Annotated in this window: 16 protein-coding genes and 3 tRNA genes; 17 read left to right on the plus strand and 2 right to left on the minus strand. The window is 55.3% G+C overall.

Features of this window, described 5'->3' with window-relative positions:
* Window positions 1-99: 99 nt before the first annotated feature.
* The 3 genes from ACOTZF_RS20990 to ACOTZF_RS21000 all read left to right on the plus strand — a co-directional run bounded on the left by ACOTZF_RS20990 (window position 100) and on the right by ACOTZF_RS21000 (window position 417).
* A tRNA-Gly gene (locus tag ACOTZF_RS20990) sits at window positions 100-175 on the plus strand.
* 45 nt (window positions 176-220) lie between these two features.
* Window positions 221-296: transfer RNA gene (locus tag ACOTZF_RS20995), tRNA-Gly, on the plus strand.
* 45 nt (window positions 297-341) lie between these two features.
* Window positions 342-417 (plus strand) — tRNA-Gly (locus ACOTZF_RS21000).
* 270 nt (window positions 418-687) lie between these two features.
* Here ACOTZF_RS21000 and queG read toward each other — a convergent pair.
* Window positions 688-1,827 carry a tRNA epoxyqueuosine(34) reductase QueG gene (gene queG / locus ACOTZF_RS21005; RefSeq protein WP_013095281.1) on the minus strand — a complete coding sequence of 380 codons (1,140 nt, stop codon included), beginning with the start codon at window positions 1,825-1,827 and terminating at the stop codon, window positions 688-690.
* Between queG and nnr the strand changes: the two genes are divergently transcribed.
* From nnr to rlmB, 14 genes are all read left to right on the plus strand, one after another.
* Window positions 1,826-3,349, plus strand: a complete 1,524-nt coding sequence (nnr, locus tag ACOTZF_RS21010; RefSeq protein WP_038984055.1) for a bifunctional ADP-dependent NAD(P)H-hydrate dehydratase/NAD(P)H-hydrate epimerase — start codon at window positions 1,826-1,828, stop codon at window positions 3,347-3,349. The two genes, queG and nnr, sit on opposite strands and share 2 nt — an antisense overlap.
* Window positions 3,342-3,803, plus strand: a complete 462-nt coding sequence (gene tsaE, locus ACOTZF_RS21015) for a tRNA (adenosine(37)-N6)-threonylcarbamoyltransferase complex ATPase subunit type 1 TsaE (protein WP_013095283.1) — start codon at window positions 3,342-3,344, stop codon at window positions 3,801-3,803. The genes nnr and tsaE overlap by 8 nt, the downstream gene beginning before the upstream one ends.
* A gap of 16 nt (window positions 3,804-3,819) precedes the next feature.
* Window positions 3,820-5,157 carry an N-acetylmuramoyl-L-alanine amidase AmiB gene (amiB, locus tag ACOTZF_RS21020; protein WP_038984057.1) on the plus strand — a complete coding sequence of 446 codons (1,338 nt, stop codon included), beginning with the start codon at window positions 3,820-3,822 and terminating at the stop codon, window positions 5,155-5,157.
* A gap of 9 nt (window positions 5,158-5,166) precedes the next feature.
* The gene (mutL, locus tag ACOTZF_RS21025; protein ID WP_013095285.1) at window positions 5,167-7,011 is read left to right on the plus strand and encodes a DNA mismatch repair endonuclease MutL; all 1,845 of its coding nucleotides are present in this window, start codon (window positions 5,167-5,169) and stop codon (window positions 7,009-7,011) included.
* Complete coding sequence (gene miaA / locus ACOTZF_RS21030) at window positions 7,004-7,954, plus strand: tRNA (adenosine(37)-N6)-dimethylallyltransferase MiaA (RefSeq protein ID WP_020688973.1); 951 nt, start codon at window positions 7,004-7,006, stop codon at window positions 7,952-7,954. Before mutL ends, miaA begins: the two co-directional genes overlap by 8 nt.
* A gap of 85 nt (window positions 7,955-8,039) precedes the next feature.
* Complete coding sequence (hfq, locus tag ACOTZF_RS21035) at window positions 8,040-8,351, plus strand: RNA chaperone Hfq (RefSeq protein ID WP_013095287.1); 312 nt, start codon at window positions 8,040-8,042, stop codon at window positions 8,349-8,351.
* Window positions 8,352-8,425: 74 nt separating this feature from the next.
* Entirely contained in the window at window positions 8,426-9,706 is a 1,281-nt protein-coding gene (hflX, locus tag ACOTZF_RS21040) for a ribosome rescue GTPase HflX (RefSeq protein WP_013095288.1), read from the plus strand.
* A gap of 56 nt (window positions 9,707-9,762) precedes the next feature.
* Window positions 9,763-11,022, plus strand: a complete 1,260-nt coding sequence (hflK, locus tag ACOTZF_RS21045) for an FtsH protease activity modulator HflK (protein WP_013095289.1) — start codon at window positions 9,763-9,765, stop codon at window positions 11,020-11,022.
* Window positions 11,023-11,024: 2 nt separating this feature from the next.
* Window positions 11,025-12,029, plus strand: a complete 1,005-nt coding sequence (gene hflC / locus ACOTZF_RS21050; RefSeq protein WP_013095290.1) for a protease modulator HflC — start codon at window positions 11,025-11,027, stop codon at window positions 12,027-12,029.
* A 71-nt stretch (window positions 12,030-12,100) separates the two neighbouring features.
* Window positions 12,101-12,298, plus strand: coding sequence for a DUF2065 domain-containing protein (locus ACOTZF_RS21055; RefSeq protein WP_013095291.1), 198 nt, complete (start codon window positions 12,101-12,103; stop codon window positions 12,296-12,298).
* Window positions 12,299-12,402: 104 nt separating this feature from the next.
* Window positions 12,403-13,701, plus strand: a complete 1,299-nt coding sequence (locus ACOTZF_RS21060) for an adenylosuccinate synthase (RefSeq protein ID WP_006178975.1) — start codon at window positions 12,403-12,405, stop codon at window positions 13,699-13,701.
* Between the two features lie 193 nt (window positions 13,702-13,894).
* Entirely contained in the window at window positions 13,895-14,320 is a 426-nt protein-coding gene (nsrR, locus tag ACOTZF_RS21065; RefSeq protein ID WP_014830384.1) for a nitric oxide-sensing transcriptional repressor NsrR, read from the plus strand.
* 38 nt (window positions 14,321-14,358) lie between these two features.
* Window positions 14,359-16,800 carry a ribonuclease R gene (rnr, locus tag ACOTZF_RS21070; protein WP_129252826.1) on the plus strand — a complete coding sequence of 814 codons (2,442 nt, stop codon included), beginning with the start codon at window positions 14,359-14,361 and terminating at the stop codon, window positions 16,798-16,800.
* Between the two features lie 67 nt (window positions 16,801-16,867).
* Complete coding sequence (gene rlmB, locus ACOTZF_RS21075; RefSeq protein ID WP_129318068.1) at window positions 16,868-17,602, plus strand: 23S rRNA (guanosine(2251)-2'-O)-methyltransferase RlmB; 735 nt, start codon at window positions 16,868-16,870, stop codon at window positions 17,600-17,602.
* A 78-nt stretch (window positions 17,603-17,680) separates the two neighbouring features.
* On the opposite strand, the gene ACOTZF_RS21080 is transcribed toward rlmB, so the two are convergent.
* Window positions 17,681-18,955: an MFS transporter gene (locus ACOTZF_RS21080; protein ID WP_038984063.1), complete on the minus strand. Its 1,275-nt coding sequence runs from the start codon at window positions 18,953-18,955 to the stop codon at window positions 17,681-17,683.
* Window positions 18,956-19,067 lie beyond the last annotated feature (112 nt).

A 19,067-nucleotide genomic window follows, 5' to 3' on the forward strand; every position in this document is an offset into this window, starting at 1 on the left:
GTTGAGGGGGGTTGCAGCTAAAAGGATTTCTCGTATAATGCGCCTCCCGTAACGACAGAGAAATACGCGTTACGACAGCAACAAAAGCAGTACAAATTTGCGGGAATAGCTCAGTTGGTAGAGCACGACCTTGCCAAGGTCGGGGTCGCGAGTTCGAGTCTCGTTTCCCGCTCCAAAATTTGAAAAGTATCGCAAGATACGCCAGCACCAGAACACCCAAGCGGGAATAGCTCAGTTGGTAGAGCACGACCTTGCCAAGGTCGGGGTCGCGAGTTCGAGTCTCGTTTCCCGCTCCAAAATTTGAAAGTATCGCAAGATACGCACAGCTTCAGAACACCCAAGCGGGAATAGCTCAGTTGGTAGAGCACGACCTTGCCAAGGTCGGGGTCGCGAGTTCGAGTCTCGTTTCCCGCTCCAAATTCTTCTTGATATCAAAAATATCCACAGCGATAAGATTCGTTGGGGACGTTTTCTATTACTTCCGAAATACTCTTGTAAACAGAGTTATCCACAGATTTTGGGTGTGGCCGAAACCGTGTAAAAAGTTAGCAGGGTGAATAGTATCTCTGTAACTTACTGTATATGCTTGAGAAAATTTGATTTCAAAATGTTATTGAGATCACTTGACCTCATCTCCAGCCCTGATGCTGCTTGAGTTTGTAATTTTATTCACAGGCTGTGAATAGTTCACGCATCCCGCGGAAGCCCTTTTTCTATCACTCTCACCAGGCGTTGTTTTTGCGGTGGTTGTACCTCAACCACGCAGGCATTTCGCTTCTCGATTTGCTGCGCAATCGCCCATTCTATGTGTTCGTCGAGAAGTGGGTGCTCACCTCTACGGCTCTCAAGCGCCCGGATATTCGCTTCATCCCACGGGGCATTTCCCAGCGCAACGGCGACATTACGCAGCCAGCGCAGATGGCCAATACGGCGAATGGCCGAACCTTCCGTCACTTTCAGGAACCAGGCTTCACTCCAGGCGAACAGTTCAATGAGCTGTGGCGCATGCAGCGCCTTACGCGGGCTAAAATCCTCTTCGTCCGTGAGCTGCGAATAGCGGTTCCACGGGCAAATTAACTGGCAGTCGTCGCAGCCGTAGATGCGATTGCCAATAAGTGGTCGGAATTCTTCAGGGATCGCCCCTTCCAGTTCGATGGTGAGGTAAGAGATGCAGCGTCGGGCATCCACCGTATAGGGCTCAACGATAGCGCCCGTCGGGCAGATAGTCATACAGGCTACGCAGCGCCCACAGCCTTCTTCTACCGGGCCGTCTACCGGCAGCGGTAAATCAATCAGCAGTTCACCAAGGAAAAAGAACGATCCGGCGTCGCGGCTCAGAATAAGTGAGTGCTTACCAGTCCAGCCAAGCCCGGCTTTTTCAGCGATAGGGCGCTCAAGAACAGGCGCGGAGTCGACAAACGGTCTAAAATTCAGCGAAACACAGTGCTGCTGAATAGTTTCGCCGAGTTTTTTTAGTCGGTTACGCAGAAGCTTATGGTAATCACGCCCCAGGGCATACCGGCTAACGTAACCGAGAGAGGGATTTTTTAACGTACGCGCAAAAGCCGCGTTGGCGGGAAGATAATTCATGCGTACGCTGATAACGCGTAACGTACCCGGCAACAGCTCGTGTGGACGGGCCCGCATCATGCCATGACGCGCCATCCACTCCATTTCGCCGTGGTATTGTTTATCCAGCCAGGCCTGCAGTTTTGGCTCGCTGGCGGAGAGATCGGTGTCGGTGATCCCCACCTTCTGGAAGCCCAGTTCAGCACCCCACTGTTTTATTTTTTGCGCTAACTGATTGAGATCGAGGGGCTGTGACATGACGGACCATACTGTGAAGAAAAACCCCGCAAGTATACCACATTCCATCTGGCATGCGGATGACCTCAGACGCGCCGAAAAAGAGGCTGCAGACAGTCTTGGCATTACCCTTTATGAGCTCATGCAACGGGCGGGCGAGGCGGCATTCAACATTGCTCGTAGTGCGTATCCGCAATCCGGCCACTGGCTCATTTTATGCGGACACGGCAATAACGGCGGCGATGGTTACGTTGTCGCCCGGCTGGCGGTTGCGGCAGGTCTCCGCGTTACGTTACTGGCGCTGGAGAGCGATAAGCCGCTGCCGGAAGAAGCCAGCGCCGCGCGGGAAGCCTGGCTGAATGCAGGCGGAGTGATTCATGCATCCGATATCGTCTGGCCAGAGGATGTTGATCTGATTGTTGATGGTCTGCTGGGCACCGGGTTACGCAGTGCGCCCCGTGATAACGTAGCCGCTCTGATTGCGCGCGCCAATGCCCATACCGCGCCGGTGGCAGCACTGGATATTCCCTCTGGTCTGTTGGCGGAAACCGGTGCGACGCCAGGAGCGGTGATCCAGGCCGCGCATACCGTCACGTTTATTGCCCTGAAGCCCGGGTTACTCACCGGGAAAGCGAGGGATGTGGTGGGCTCGTTGCACCATAACGCCCTGGGGCTGGAGAGCTGGCTTGCCGGGCAGGAGACACACCTTTCCCGCTTTGATGCTACTCAACTTAGCCACTGGCTGCCGCCGCGTCGGCCAACATCGCACAAGGGCGACCACGGCAGGCTGGTCATCATTGGCGGCGATCACGGCACGGCCGGCGCTATCCGGATGACGGGGGAAGCTGCGTTGCGTAGCGGTGCTGGGCTGGTCCGGGTGCTGACGCGCAGTGAAAATATCCCGACCATTATTACGGCCCGACCGGAACTGATGGTGCATGAGCTTACGCCGCAGACCCTTGAAGAGAGTCTTGAGTGGGCGGATGTGGTGGTGATTGGCCCGGGACTCGGGCAACAGCCCTGGGGTAAGCAGGCGCTGCAAAAGGTCGAGAATTTTCGTAAACCGATGCTCTGGGATGCCGACGCGCTGAACCTTCTGGCAATCAACCCGGATAAGCGTCACAATCGCATCCTGACGCCACACCCCGGCGAAGCCGCGCGGCTGCTTAACTGCAGCGTGGCAGAAATTGAAAGCGATCGCTTACTTTCTGCTCGCCGTCTGGTAAAACGTTACGGAGGTGTTGCCGTTCTCAAAGGGGCGGGAACCGTCATCGCAAGCGATGAGGCACTGGGCATTATTGATGCCGGAAATGCGGGCATGGCGAGTGGCGGAATGGGCGATGTGCTTTCAGGCATCATCGGCGCATTGCTCGGGCAGAAACTTCCCCTTTATGATGCAGCCTGTGCCGGCTGCGTGGCTCACGGTGCGGCGGCTGACAGCCTGGCTGTACGGTATGGCACACGCGGTATGCTGGCCACCGATCTTTTTTGCACGCTGCGGCGTGTTGTTAACCCGGATGTGATTGACGTAGAAAATGACTAATCGAGCGATTCCTTTACCTGATGAACAAGCCACTTTAGAACTCGGCAAGCGCGTGGCGCAGGCCTGTCAGGGGGCGACTGTCATTTATCTTTATGGTGATTTAGGTGCGGGTAAAACCACCTTCAGCCGGGGTTTTTTGCAGGCGTTAGGCCATAACGGGAATGTGAAAAGCCCAACCTACACGCTGGTAGAACCGTACACTCTTGAAAATCTCATGGTGTATCACTTCGATTTATACCGACTTGCGGATCCTGAGGAGCTGGAATTTATGGGGATCCGTGATTATTTTGCCAATGATGCCATCTGCCTGGTGGAGTGGCCGCAACAAGGTGCGGGTGTGTTGCCTGACCCGGATGTCGAAATTCACTTAGATTACCAGGCACAAGGGCGTGAGGCGCGCATCAGTGCTGTTTCCTCATCAGGCAGTTCCTTACTGGCGCGTTTAGCCGGTTGAGCGTAGGGATGACGGGATGATAAATCACGTTAAAGGTTGGTTATTGGCTGCCACAGTGCTGCTGTGCGCGCAGGCTGGTGCGGCAAGCCTCTCGGATATTCAGGTGTCTAACGGGGAGAGCCAGGCCCGAATCACGTTCAGTTTTATGGGCGACCCTGAATATGCTTTTTCTCAACCAGACAGCCGCAGCGTGGCGCTGGATATCAAACAGACGGGTGTGATCCAGGGGTTGCCCTTGCAGTTCAGCGGTAACAACCTGGTCAAAAGTATTCGTTCCGGTACGCCAAAAGACAGTCAGTCATTGCGCCTGGTGGTCGATCTGACCGAAAAGGGTAAAACGCGGGCGGTGAAGCAGCAAAACGGCGCGAATTATACGGTGGTCTTTACCATCAATGCCGATGCGCCTCCGCCACCGCCACCGCCGCCGGTTGTGGCGAAACGGGTGGAAGAGCCGGTTTACACCCCGCGCCCGTCTGAACCTGCGCGTAATCCGTTTAAAACCGACAACGATCGCATCACCGGCGTCACCAGCAGTAATACCGTGACACGCCCGGCGGCCAGCGCGCGTCGTGTGGTCAGCGGTGATAAAGTGATTATCGCCATTGATGCCGGTCATGGCGGGCAGGATCCGGGTGCAATTGGTCCAGGTGGTACGCGCGAGAAAAACGTGACCATCGCCATTGCCCGTAAGCTACGGACGCTGTTGAACGATGACCCGATGTTTAAAGGCGTATTGACCCGTGACGGCGATTACTTTATCTCCGTTATGGGACGCTCAGACGTGGCGCGTAAGCAAAATGCTAACTTCCTGGTCTCCATTCATGCGGATGCCGCGCCAAACCGTAACGCCACAGGGGCATCGGTGTGGGTGCTGTCAAACCGTCGGGCGAACAGTGAAATGGCTAACTGGCTTGAAGAGCATGAGAAGCAGTCCGAACTGTTGGGTGGTGCGGGCGATGTGCTGGCCAACAGCCAGTCTGACCCGTATCTCAGCCAGGCGGTGCTCGATTTACAGTTCGGTCATTCTCAGCGCGTCGGGTATGATGTCGCCACCAACGTACTGAATCAGCTGCAAGGCATCGGGGCATTGCATAAACGCCGTCCGGAGCATGCGAGCCTTGGGGTTCTGCGTTCGCCGGACATTCCATCGATCCTCGTGGAAACGGGCTTCATCAGTAATAACAGCGAAGAGCGTTTGCTGGGCAGCGACAGCTATCAGCAGCAAATTGCCGAAGCGATTTATAACGGTCTGCGTAAATATTTTGAGGCTCATCCGCTGCAGTCTGCGCCGCAGGGCGGTGCAGCCCAGACGGCCAGCGCCGTGCTGCCGGGTGAGATGACCGCGACCAACTAAGGAGAATTCATGCCGATTCAGGTTCTACCGCCGCAGCTTGCGAACCAAATCGCCGCCGGTGAGGTGGTGGAGCGCCCTGCGTCGGTGGTGAAGGAGCTGGTCGAAAACAGTCTTGATGCGGGAGCTACCCGCATCGATATTGATATCGAACGTGGTGGCGCAAAGCTGATTCGCATTCGGGACAACGGGTGCGGTATCAAAAAAGAGGAGCTGGCGCTGGCGCTGGCGCGTCACGCGACCAGTAAAATCGCCTCTCTGGACGACCTGGAAGCGATCATCAGCCTCGGGTTTCGCGGCGAGGCGCTGGCCAGTATCAGCTCGGTTTCCCGTTTAACGCTAACCTCCCGTACGGCCGAACAGCAGGAAGCCTGGCAGGCCTATGCCGAAGGGCGCGATATGGACGTCACGATTAAACCTGCGGCGCATCCTGTTGGCACGACGCTCGAAGTATTGGATCTCTTCTACAACACTCCCGCCCGCCGTAAGTTTATGCGCACCGAGAAGACCGAATTCGGTCATATCGATGAGATTATCCGCCGTATCGCGCTGGCGCGTTTCGATGTCACCATCAACCTCAGCCACAACGGCAAGGTGATGCGCCAGTACCGCGCAGTAGCGGAGGGCGGGCAGAAAGAGCGTCGTCTGGGGGCAATCTGCGGTACGCCGTTTCTGGAACAGGCGCTGGCCATTGAATGGCAGCACGGTGATTTGGCCTTACGCGGTTGGGTTGCCGACCCGAACGCCAGCAGCGCCGCCTTCGCGGAGATCCAGTATTGCTACGTTAACGGCCGCATGATGCGCGACCGTCTGATCAACCACGCCATTCGTCAGGCCTGTGAAGATAAGCTCGGCGCGGATCAGCAGCCTGCGTTTGTGCTTTATCTGGAAATCGACCCGCATCAGGTTGATGTTAACGTCCATCCTGCCAAGCATGAAGTTCGGTTCCATCAGTCGCGACTGGTGCACGATTTCATCTATCAGGGCGTGCTGAGCGTTTTGCAGCAGCAGGTTGAACCCACGCTGCCGCTGGAAAAAGAAGAGCCCGCTTCGCGTCCAATACCGGAAAACCGTGTTGCGGCGGGGCGTAACCATTTTGCCGAGCCCGCTGTCGCGCGTGAACCGGAAGCGCCACGTTTCTCGTCGGCAGGAAGCGCGCCGCGACCCACCGGTGCGAACTATCCCAACGCTCAGCCCGGCTATCAAAAGCAGCAGGGGGCGTTGTACCGTAAACTGCTGGAAACCCCCGCAGTCACGCGTAAAGAGCACAGTGAGGTACAAGCGCCTTCGCTGGAAGGGCATAGTCAGAGCTTTGGCCGGGTGCTGACGATTATTGCGCCGGATATGGCGTTACTCGAACGCGAGGGCAAGCTCATGCTCCTGGCCCTGCCGGTTGCTGAACGCTGGCTAAAACAGGTGCAGCTGACCCCGGGAGAAAACGCGGCTTGTGCGCAACCGCTTTTGATCCCGGTTCGACTAAAAATATCCACTGAAGAAACAAGGGTACTGCAGCGCGCAGAGGCCCAACTGGCGCAGATGGGGATTGAAATGGTACTGGAATCACAGCATGTGACAATTCGCGCAGTGCCTTTACCCTTACGCCAACAAAATTTACAAAACTTGATTCCTGAACTGATAGGCTACCTGGCGCAACAAACAACGTTTGATGCCGCCAACACCGCGCAGTGGATCGCCCGCCATTTGGCCAGCGAACATACGCCGTGGAGTATGGCACAGGCGATTAGCGTGCTGGCAGAGGTGGAACGCCTTTGCCCGCATCTGGTGAAAGCACCGCCGGGTGGATTATTACAACCTGTTGATTTACAAACGGCGATGACTGCCCTTAAAGATGATTGATGTCAGTAAGGCGAGCCTGCCTAAGGCGATTTTTTTGATGGGCCCTACGGCCTCCGGCAAAACGGCGTTAGCCATTGAGCTACGTAAAGTTTTGCCCGTAGAGTTGATTAGTGTCGATTCTGCCCTCATCTACCGAGGAATGGACATTGGCACGGCGAAGCCCGACGCAGCCGAACTGCGCGCGGCTCCGCATCGTTTGCTGGACATTCTCGACCCGGCGCAGGCCTACTCCGCAGCGGATTTTCGCCGCGATGCCTTAGCCGAGATGGCCGAGATAACGGCGGCGGGACGTATACCGCTGTTGGTTGGCGGCACCATGCTCTATTTCAAGGCGTTGCTGGAGGGGCTCTCTCCTCTGCCATCGGCGGACCCTGAAATAAGAGCAAAAATTGAACAGCAGGCGGCAGAGCAGGGATGGGACGTTTTGCATCAGCAACTGGCAGAGATTGACCCGGTTGCCGCAGCACGGATCCATCCAAATGATCCGCAAAGGCTTTCCCGGGCACTGGAAGTTTTTTTCATTTCGGGTAAAACTTTAACGGAACTGACGCAAACGTCAGGAGACGCTCTGCCGTATCAGGTGCATCAGTTCGCTATCGCCCCGGCGAGCCGTGAACTGCTCCATCAACGAATTGAGCAGCGTTTTCATCAGATGTTGGCTTCAGATTTTGAAGCAGAAGTGCGGGCGTTATTTGCCCGTGGAGATTTGCATACGGACATGCCTTCCGTTCGTTGTGTGGGATACCGCCAGATGTGGTCATATCTTGAAGGCGAGATTTCATATGATGAAATGGTTTATAGAGGTGTTTGCGCCACGAGACAGTTAGCGAAGCGCCAGATCACCTGGTTGCGCGGTTGGGAAGGGGTTCACTGGTTAGACAGCGAAAAACCGCAACAGGCGCTAAACGAAGTGATTGAGGTTATTGGTGATATCGCTCACTGAATGTGTACAATTGAGACGTATCGTGCGCAATTTTTCAGAATCGCAAGGTTCTAAGTACAAAACAAGCATATAAGGAAAAGATAGAATGGCTAAGGGGCAATCTTTACAAGATCCGTTCCTGAACGCATTGCGTCGGGAACGTGTTCCAGTTTCTATTTATTTGGTGAATGGTATTAAGCTGCAAGGTCAGATTGAGTCTTTCGATCAGTTCGTGATCCTGTTGAAAAACACGGTCAGCCAGATGGTCTACAAGCACGCTATTTCTACTGTTGTTCCGTCCCGTCCGGTATCTCATCACAGCAATAACGCTGGCGGCGGCACTGGTAGTAACTACCATCATGGCAGCAACGCGCAGGGTTCTTCTGCTCCTGCGCAGGACAGCGACGAGACCGAATAAGGTTTCGCACTGTTATCCACACGGGGAGCCAGGGATCCTGCGTTCCCCGCTGATATTTTTAGAGGGTTTTACGCTTGTTTGACCGTTATGATGCCGGTGAGCAGGCGGTGCTGGTACACATCTATTTTTCGCAAGACAAAGATATGGAAGACCTCCAGGAGTTTGAATCTCTGGTCTCTTCCGCCGGTGTCGAAGCAATGCAGGTGATTACCGGTAGCCGTAAAGCGCCGCACCCAAAGTATTTTGTTGGTGAAGGTAAAGCAGTAGAAATTGCGGATGCCGTAAAAGCAACCGGTGCGTCAGTCGTGTTGTTTGATCATGCGCTGTCTCCGGCTCAGGAGCGTAACCTGGAAGCGCTTTGCGAATGCCGTGTTATCGATCGCACGGGGTTGATTTTAGATATTTTTGCTCAGCGTGCACGTACCCACGAGGGTAAGCTGCAGGTTGAGCTGGCGCAGCTGCGCCATCTGGCCACGCGTCTTGTACGTGGCTGGACCCACCTTGAACGACAAAAAGGCGGGATTGGTTTGCGCGGTCCGGGTGAAACCCAGCTCGAAACCGACCGCCGTTTGCTGCGCGGCCGTATTACCCAGATCCTCTCTCGTCTGGAAAGAGTCGAGAAACAGCGTGAGCAGGGACGTCGGGCGCGTACGAAAGCCGACATCCCGACGGTGTCGCTGGTGGGGTATACCAACGCCGGTAAATCCACCCTGTTTAACCAGATTACCGAGGCCCAGGTCTATGCCGCAGACCAGCTGTTTGCGACCCTGGACCCAACGTTGCGTCGTATCGATGTGGCGGATGTGGGTGAAACCGTGCTGGCGGATACCGTAGGGTTTATCCGCCACCTGCCGCATGATCTGGTGGCCGCGTTTAAAGCCACCCTGCAGGAGACGCGTCAGGCGACCCTGCTGCTGCACGTGATTGATGCTGCAGATGTCCGCGTGCAGGAAAACATCGACGCGGTGAATGTGGTGCTCGAAGAGATCGAGGCCCACGAGATCCCAACGCTGTTGGTGATGAACAAGATCGACATGCTGGATGATTTTGAGCCGCGTATCGATCGTGATGAAGAGAACAAACCAATTCGGGTCTGGCTTTCCGCCCAGACCGGTATTGGCGTGCCACTGCTTTTCCAGGCTTTGACAGAACGTCTTTCCGGTGAGGTAGCCCAGCACACGCTGCGACTGCCACCACAGGAAGGCAGGCTGCGCAGCCGGTTTTATCAGCTTCAGGCGATAGAAAAAGAGTGGATGGAGGATGACGGCAGCGTGGGGATGCAGGTGCGTATGCCGATCGTTGACTGGCGTCGCCTCTGTAAACAAGAACCTGCGCTGGTCGACTATATCGTCTGATCGGAAAGGGGATGCCTGAATAATTCGCCCTTGCATAACAAATATGGAGCATATACATGGCGTGGAATCAGCCCGGTAATAACGGACAGGACCGCGACCCGTGGGGAAGCAGCAATAATCAAGGCGGCAACTCTGGGGGAAATGGCAACAAAGGTGGTCGCGATCAGGGGCCGCCGGATCTGGATGATATCTTCCGCAAGCTAAGCAAGAAGCTTGGTGGGCTTGGTGGAGGAAAAGGGTCTGGCTCGGGTGGCAATTCTACCCAGGGCCCGCGCCCGCAAATGGGTGGTCGCATCGTGGGCATTGTGGCCGCTGCCGTGGTCATCATCTGGGCTGCCAGCGGGTTCTACACCATTAAAGAAGCCGAGCGCGGCGTGGTTACCCGTTTTGGTAAGTTCAGCCATCTGGTTGAGCCGGGCCTGAACTGGAAACCGACCTTCATTGACGACGTCACTGCTGTGAACGTGGAGTCGGTGCGTGAGCTGGCCGCTTCCGGCGTGATGCTGACCTCTGATGAGAACGTAGTGCGCGTTGAGATGAACGTGCAATATCGTGTTACGGACCCAGAACGTTATCTGTTTAGCGTGACCAGTGCCGATGACAGCCTGCGTCAGGCGACCGACAGCGCCTTGCGTGGCGTGATCGGTAAATACACCATGGACCGCATTCTGACTGAAGGTCGTACCGTTATTCGTAGCGATACCCAGCGTGAGCTGGAAGAGACCATTCGTCCGTACAACATGGGTATCACCCTGCTGGACGTCAACTTCCAGGCTGCTCGTCCGCCGGAAGAGGTGAAAGCCGCGTTTGATGACGCGATTGCCGCGCGTGAGAACGAACAGCAGTACATCCGTGAAGCGGAAGCGTACGCCAACGAAGTTCAGCCACGTGCTAACGGTCAGGCGCAGCGTATTCTTGAAGAAGCACGCGCGTATAAGACCCAGACCATCCTGGAAGCGCAGGGTGAAGTGGCACGTTTCGCGAAAATCCTGCCGGAATATAAAGCGGCTCCGGAAATTACCCGCGAGCGTCTCTATATCGAAACCATGGAAAAAGTGCTGAGCCATACACGTAAAGTGCTGGTTAACGACAGCAAAGGTGGAAACCTGATGGTACTGCCGCTGGATCAGATGCTGAAAGGCGGTTCTGCACCGGCAGCAAAAGACAACAGCGGTGCGAATAACCTGCTGCGTCTGCCACCTGCATCGTCCGGTAGCTCCAGCGCAACAACCACGCCTTCTTCGAACGATGGTGACATTATGGACCAACGCCGTGCTAACGCGCAGCGTAACGACTACCAGCGTCAGGGGGAATAAGGATGCGTAAGTCAGTTATTGCGATCATCGTCATCGTACTGGTCGTACTTTATACCTCTATCTTTGTGGTGAAAGAGGGCGAGCGCGGGATTAAGTTCCAGTTCAGCAGCGTCGTCCGTGACAGTGACAAGCGTCCGGTGATTTATGAGCCGGGTCTGCACTTCAAGGTTCCTTTTATCCAGTCAGTGAAGACGCTTGATGCGCGTATCCAGACCATGGATAACCAGGCCGACCGTTTCGTGACCAAAGAGAAGAAAGACCTGATCGTTGACTCCTATATCAAGTGGCGTATCAGTGATTTCAGCCGTTACTTCCTGGCAACGGGCGGCGGTGATGTTTCTCAGGCGGAAGTGCTGTTGAAACGTAAATTCTCTGACCGTCTGCGTTCTGAAATTGGTCGTCTGGATGTGAAAGACATCGTGACCGACTCTCGTGGTCGTCTGACGCTGGAAGTGCGCGATGCGCTGAACTCCGGCACCGCCGGTACGGAAGACGAAGTTGAAACGCCAGCAGCGGACGATGCAATTGCTAAAGCGGCGGAACGTGTTCAGGCTGAAACCAATGGTAAAGTGCCTGTAATCAACCCGAACAGTATGGCTGCGCTGGGTATCGAAGTGGTGGATGTGCGTATTAAGCAGATCAACCTGCCGGCGGAAGTGTCTGAGGCGATTTACAACCGTATGCGCGCCGAGCGTGAAGCGGTAGCCCGTCGTCACCGTTCACAGGGTCAGGAAGAAGCGGAAAAACTGCGTGCAGCCGCGGACTACGAAGTGACCAAGACGCTGGCGGAATCTGAGCGTCAGGGCCGTATCCTGCGTGGTGAAGGTGATGCGGAAGCCGCGAAACTGTTCGCCGATGCGTTTAGCCAGGATCCAGACTTCTACGCCTTTATCCGTAGCCTGCGTGCTTACGAGAATAGCTTCCAGAGCAACCAGGATGTGATGGTGCTCAGCCCGGACAGCGATTTCTTCCGTTATATGAAGACGCCGACTAACGCAACGCGATAAACTTAGTCTCGTTTGAGTATTCAAACCACCGCTCTTAACGGAGCGGTGGTTTTCTTTTATAAGGATTAAAAATGAATTCAACGATCTGGCTGGCACTGGCGCTGGTTTTAGTCCTGGAAGGCCTGGGCCCGATGCTCTATCCGCGCGCCTGGCGTCGCATGATCGCCACCCTGAGCCAGTTGCCGGATAATATTTTGCGCCGATTCGGCGGCGGTCTTGTGGTTGCTGGCATTGTTATCTACTACATGTTGAGGAAAACGATTGGCTGATCAAAAAGTGATCGGTTTTGGCATATTTTGGGGTCAAAAAGTGCTGTATATCTGAAAAAGCGATGGTAGAATCCATTTTTAAGCAAACGGTGATTTTGAAAAAAATGGGTAACAACGTCGTCGTACTGGGCACCCAATGGGGTGACGAAGGTAAAGGGAAGATTGTTGATCTTCTGACTGAACGGGCTAAATATGTTGTACGCTACCAGGGCGGTCACAACGCAGGCCATACTCTCGTAATCAACGGTGAAAAAACCGTCCTCCATCTTATTCCATCAGGCATTCTCCGCGAAAACGTCACCAGCATCATCGGTAACGGCGTAGTGCTGTCTCCGGCTGCGCTGATGAAAGAGATGAAAGGTCTGGAAGACCGTGGTATCCCGGTTCGCGAGCGTCTGCTGCTCTCCGAAGCCTGCCCGCTGATCCTTGATTATCACGTGGCGCTGGACGTTGCGCGTGAAAAAGCGCGTGGCGCGAAAGCGATCGGCACCACCGGTCGTGGTATCGGCCCGGCTTATGAAGACAAAGTGGCTCGTCGCGGTCTGCGCGTGGGCGACCTGTTCGATAAAGCCACCTTCGCTGAAAAACTGAAAGAAGTGATGGAATATCACAACTTCCAGCTGGTGAACTTCTACAAAGCAGACGCTGTTGACTACCAGAAAGTGCTGGATGACGTCATGGCGATTGCTGACATTCTGACCGGCATGGTAGTTGATGTGTCCGATCTGCTGGACCAGGCGCGCAAGCGTGGCGATTTCGTCATGTTCGAAGGTGCGCAGGGTACGCTGCTGGATATCGACCACGGTACCTATCCGTACGTAACCTCCTCTAACACCACCGCAGGTGGCGTGGCGACCGGCTCTGGCCTGGGTCCACGTTATGTGGATTACGTTCTGGGCATCATCAAAGCGTACTCCACTCGCGTAGGTGCGGGTCCATTCCCGACCGAGCTGTTTGATGAAACCGGCGAGTTCCTGTGCAAGCAAGGTAACGAGTTTGGCGCGACCACCGGTCGTCGTCGTCGTACCGGCTGGCTGGATGCAGTGGCTGTGCGTCGTGCAGTGCAGATCAACTCCCTGTCTGGCTTCTGCCTGACCAAACTGGACGTCCTGGACGGCCTGAAAGAGGTGAAAATCTGCGTCGGCTACCGCATGCCAGATGGCCGTGAAGTGACCACCACTCCGCTGGCTGCTGACGACTGGGAAGGTATCGAGCCAATCTACGAAACCATGCCAGGCTGGTCTGAGACCACTTTCGGTGTGAAAGAGCGTAGCGGCCTGCCACAGGCAGCGCTGGATTACATCAAGCGCATTGAAGAACTGACCGAAGTGCCGATCGACATTATCTCTACCGGCCCGGATCGTACTGAAACGATGATCCTGCGCGACCCGTTCGACGCATAATCTTCGTGACTGCTGGCCTGCGGGGAAACCCGTAGGCCGGATAAGCGTAGCGCCATCCGGCGACCGCTCCTGGATATCCGCTTTTTCGCCCCGTCTGTCAAATAAATTAGCCCCTAACTATCTGGCTGGTTTATCATCATTAATGAATATCTCTGCGGTTTTACCGCGTTTTCCCTTTTTTCCTGAGGTTGATGTGCAGTTAACAAGTTTCACCGATTACGGCTTACGCGCGCTAATCTACATGGCGTCGTTACCCGATGGGAAAATGACCAGTATCTCTGAAGTGACAGAGGTCTACGGCGTGTCCCGTAATCATATGGTCAAAATAATCAATCAACTTAGTCGTGCCGGATACGTTGCTGCCGTCCGCGGGAAAAATGGTGGGATCCGTCTCGGTAAACCGGCGCAAAGTATTCGTATTGGGGATGTGGTGCGTGAACTGGAGCCTTTGTCTCTGGTGAACTGCAGCAGTGAGTTCTGCCACATTACACCCGCTTGTCGCCTGAAACAGGCGCTTTCTCTGGCCGTGCAAAGTTTTCTTAAGGAACTGGATAACTACACGCTGGCCGATTTGGTTGAAGAGAATCAACCGCTTTATAAATTATTGCTGGTGGAATGAAGAAAATTTCCACCGGAGCTGACAACGGAGGAACCGATATGTCACATGATCCTTTCCAGGAACGCGAAGCTGAAAAATACGCGAATCCTATCCCCAGCCGCGAGTTCATCATTGAACACTTAACAAAACGCGAAAAACCCGCCAATCGTGAAGAACTTGCTGTTGAATTAAACATTGAAGGTGAAGAGCAAACTGAAGCCCTTCGCCGCCGCCTGCGCGCCATGGAGCGCGACGGGCAACTGGTCTTTACCCGCCGCCAGTGCTATGCGCTGCCAGAACGCCTCGACCTGTTGAAAGGGACCGTCATTGGTCACCGCGACGGTTACGGTTTTTTGCGCGTAGAGGGCCGCAAAGACGACCTCTACCTCTCATCCGAACAGATGAAGATGTGTATTCACGGCGACCAGATCCTGGCGCAGCCGCTGGGTGCCGATCGTAAAGGCCGTCGCGAAGCACGCGTGGTTCGCGTGCTGGTGCCAAAAACCAGCCAGATCGTTGGCCGCTACTTTACCGATGCCGGTGTAGGCTTTGTGGTACCGGATGACAGCCGTCTGAGCTTCGATATCCTGATCCCGCCTGAAGAGGTGATGGGCGCGCGCATGGGCTTTGTGGTAGTAGTGGAGCTTATTCAGCGTCCAACGCGTCGCACCAAAGCGGTAGGTAAAATCGTCGAGGTGCTGGGCGATAACATGGGTACCGGCATGGCTGTTGATATGGCCCTGCGTACGCATGAGATCCCTTACATCTGGCCAAAAGCGGTTGAAGAGCAGATTGTGGGTCTGAAGGAAGAGGTGCCGGAAGAGTCCAAAGCGGGACGCGTGGATCTCCGCAGTTTGCCGCTGGTCACCATTGATGGTGAAGATGCCCGCGACTTCGATGACGCCGTATACTGCGAGAAAAAACGTGGCGGCGGCTGGCGTCTGTGGGTTGCTATCGCCGACGTGAGCTATTACGTTCGTCCCCATACGCCGCTCGATAGCGAAGCGCGCAGCCGTGGTACGTCGGTTTACTTCCCGTCTCAGGTGATACCGATGCTGCCGGAAGTGCTTTCCAACGGCCTCTGTTCCCTGAACCCGCAGGTTGATCGCCTGTGTATGGTTTGCGAGATGACCATCTCCAGTAAAGGTCGCTTAACCGGTTATAAATTCTACGAAGCGGTAATGAGCTCCCATGCGCGTCTGACCTACACCAAGGTCTGGCATATGCTGCAGGGCGATCAGGACCTGCGTGAACAGTATGCGCCGCTGGTGAAGCACATCGAAGAGTTGCATAACCTCTACAAAACGCTGGATCAGGCGCGCGAAGAGCGTGGCGGGATCTCGTTTGAGAGCGAAGAGGCGAAGTTCATTTTCAACGCTGAACGCCGCATTGAGCGTATTGAACAGACCCAGCGTAACGATGCGCATAAGCTGATCGAAGAGTGTATGATCCTGGCGAACATCTCGGCGGCCCGTTTTGTCGAGAAAGCTAAAGAGCCGGCGCTGTTCCGTATCCACGATAAACCGTCGACGGAAGCCATTACCGCGTTCCGCTCCGTACTGGCTGAACTCGGTCTGGAGCTGCCTGGCGGTAACAAGCCAGAGCCGCGCGATTATGCTGAGCTGCTGGAATCCATTGGCGATCGTCCGGATGCAGAAATGCTGCAGACTATGCTGCTGCGCTCCATGAAGCAGGCGATTTACGACCCGGAAAACCGTGGTCACTTCGGTCTGGCGCTGCAGTCTTACGCGCACTTTACATCGCCGATCCGCCGTTATCCGGACCTGTCTTTGCACCGTGCGATCAAGTATCTGCTGGCGCAGGAGCAGGGCCATAAAGGGAACACGACTGAAACCGGCGGGTACCACTATTCAATGGAAGAGATGCTGCAGCTTGGCCAGCACTGTTCCATGACCGAACGCCGTGCCGATGAAGCGACGCGCGAAGTCTCTGACTGGCTGAAATGCGACTTTATGCTGGATCAGGTCGGTAACATTTTCAAAGGTGTTATCGCCAGCGTGACCGGGTTTGGTTTCTTTGTTCGCCTTGACGAGCTGTTTATCGACGGTCTGGTGCATGTCTCCAGCCTCGATAACGACTATTATCGTTTCGACCAGGTTGGACAGCGCCTGATTGGTGAATCGGGTGGACAGACCTATCGCCTTGGCGACCGGGTGGAAGTCAAAGTCGAAGCCGTCAACATGGACGAGCGTAAGATTGACTTCAGTCTGATCTCCAGCGAGCGCGCGCCGCGCAACGTAGGTAAAACCGCGCGTGAGAAGGCGAAAAAAGGCGGTAACGGCAACGCGAGCGGCAAACGTCGTCAGGCGGGTAAGAAAGTGAACTTCGAGCCAGACAGCGCCTTCCGCGGTGAGAAAAAGCAGAAGCCAAAAGCGGCGAAGAAAGAGGCTCGCAAGGCGAAAAAGCCGTCCGCGAAAACACAGAAAATTGCTGCTGCGACCAAAGCGAAGCGCGCAGCGAAGAAACAGCAGGCGGAGTAAATTCTCCCCTCACCCTGACCCTCTCCCCACTGGGGAGAGGGGGAAATACCTTTTATGAGAATCATCAATGAGTGAAATGATTTACGGCATCCACGCGGTGCAGGCCCTGCTGGAGCGCGCACCGGAGCGTTTTCAGGAAGTGTTCATTCTGAAAGGGCGTGAAGACAAACGTCTGATGCCGCAGATCCACGCACTGGAAGCGCAGGGCGTGGTGATCCAGCTGGCCAACCGCCAGTTCCTGGATGAGAAAAGTGAAGGCGCGGTTCACCAGGGGATTATTGCCCGCGTGAAGCCAGGCCGTCAGTATCAGGAAAACGATCTGCCGGATTTGATCGCTGCACTGGATAACCCGTTCTTCCTGATCCTTGATGGCGTGACCGATCCGCACAACCTCGGCGCGTGCCTGCGCAGCGCCGATGCGGCGGGCGTGCACGCGGTGATCGTACCGAAAGATCGTTCTGCACAACTGAACGCAACGGCGAAGAAAGTGGCCTGCGGTGCAGCGGAAAACGTTCCGCTGATCCGCGTCACCAACCTGGCGCGCACCATGCGTATGCTGCAGGAAGAGAATATCTGGATCGTCGGTACCGCCGGTGAAGCGGATCATACTCTGTATCAGAGCAAAATGACCGGCCGTCTGGCGCTGGTGATGGGTGCGGAAGGTGAAGGCATGCGTCGCCTGACGCGTGAGCACTGCGACGAGCTGATAAGCATCCCGATGGCGGGCAGCGTGTCGTCTCTGAACGTTTCTGTTGCAACGGGTATTTGCCTGTTTGAAGCGGTACGTCAGCGCGGCGAATAAACAGCAAGGCCGTCCTGTGGACGGCCTTTTGTGTTTTATCTCTCTTCCGGTGGGTGAGGGCACCAGACGGTGACAACCTTACTTCTCCAACGCCCGCAAATGGTCATCCTTCCTGAGCGTCATCAGCGCCACAATACTCACCACCGCCGTCGCCATGACGTAATATGCCGGAATGTCGAGGTTTCCCGTCTCCTTAATCAACCCGGTAATAATAAGCCCCGCACACCCCGAGAAAATGGCATTCGACAAGGAATACGCCAGACCAAGCCCGGTATAGCGTACACGCGTCGGGAACATCTCTGAGAGCATTGCCGGCCCTGGACCTGCCAGCATGCCCACCAGACCGCCAGCTATCAATACCACGATCGCTTTTACCGCGAGGGTACTGGACTCCGCCTGCAGAATTTTCAGCAGCGGCAGGGCGAGGATCAGCAGTAACGTGGTGGCGATAATCATCACCGTGCGGCGGCCAATCCTGTCGCTCAGGATCCCCGACGGAATAATGGTGAGCGCAAAGCCGACATTCGAAATCACGGCTATCAACAGTGCCTGGTTAAATCCGGTGTGCAGTGCCGATTGCAGATAGGTCGGCATAATCACCAGATAGGTATATCCCGCCGCCGACCAGACCATCACCCGGCCAATTCCCATCACGATCGCTTTAATTGTGGCGACGGTACTGGCCTGCGCGATCAGCGGTTTTTCCTGCTGCTGCACGAAGCTCGGCGTCTCTTCCATACTCACCCGCAACCAGAGCGCCACCACCCCCATAGGCAGGGCCAGGAAAAATGGGATACGCCAGCCCCAGTCATGCAGGGCTTCCGGTGTCAGTAAGGCAGAAAGCAAGGCGACAATACCCGCGCCCGCTAATAGCCCCAGCGCCACCGTGAACGATTGCCATGCGCCATACAGACCACGTTTACCGCGTGGTGCAAATTCCGTCATCAAGGAAACCGCACCACCGTACTCACCCCCCGCGAACAATCCCTGCAGGATGCGCAGCAACGTAACGATCAGCGGCGCAGCGATACCGATGCTGGCATAGACTGGCACAACACCGATGGCGGCGGTGGCGAGCGTCATCAGCACCAGCACAATAATCAGCGTCGGTTTTCGGCCAATCCGGTCGCCGATGCGGCCAAACACCACCGCCCCCAGCGGACGGAAGAAGAAAGCGATGGCAAATGAGGCATAGGTGAGGATCAGGCTGGTCAGCCCTGACTCGCCTTCAAGCTGGAAGAAGTTTTTCGCAATCACGGTGGCCAGAAAGCCGTAGACCGCAAACTCATACCACTCGATGAAATTACCAATGGAGCCTGCAATTAACGCACGCTTATGCGCATTCGGTTGCATAACTTTCCTCACTGAAAGGGGTAAGAATAAATTATTCAATAAAAGTGAAGTGATGAAATAGTTTATTCTTATGTTCTGTGAGCTATTTCACGAATGATATCAGCGGGATCAC

Source organism: Enterobacter cloacae complex sp. SHL021, assembly GCF_049237765.1.
GTDB lineage: Bacteria > Pseudomonadota > Gammaproteobacteria > Enterobacterales > Enterobacteriaceae > Enterobacter > Enterobacter cloacae.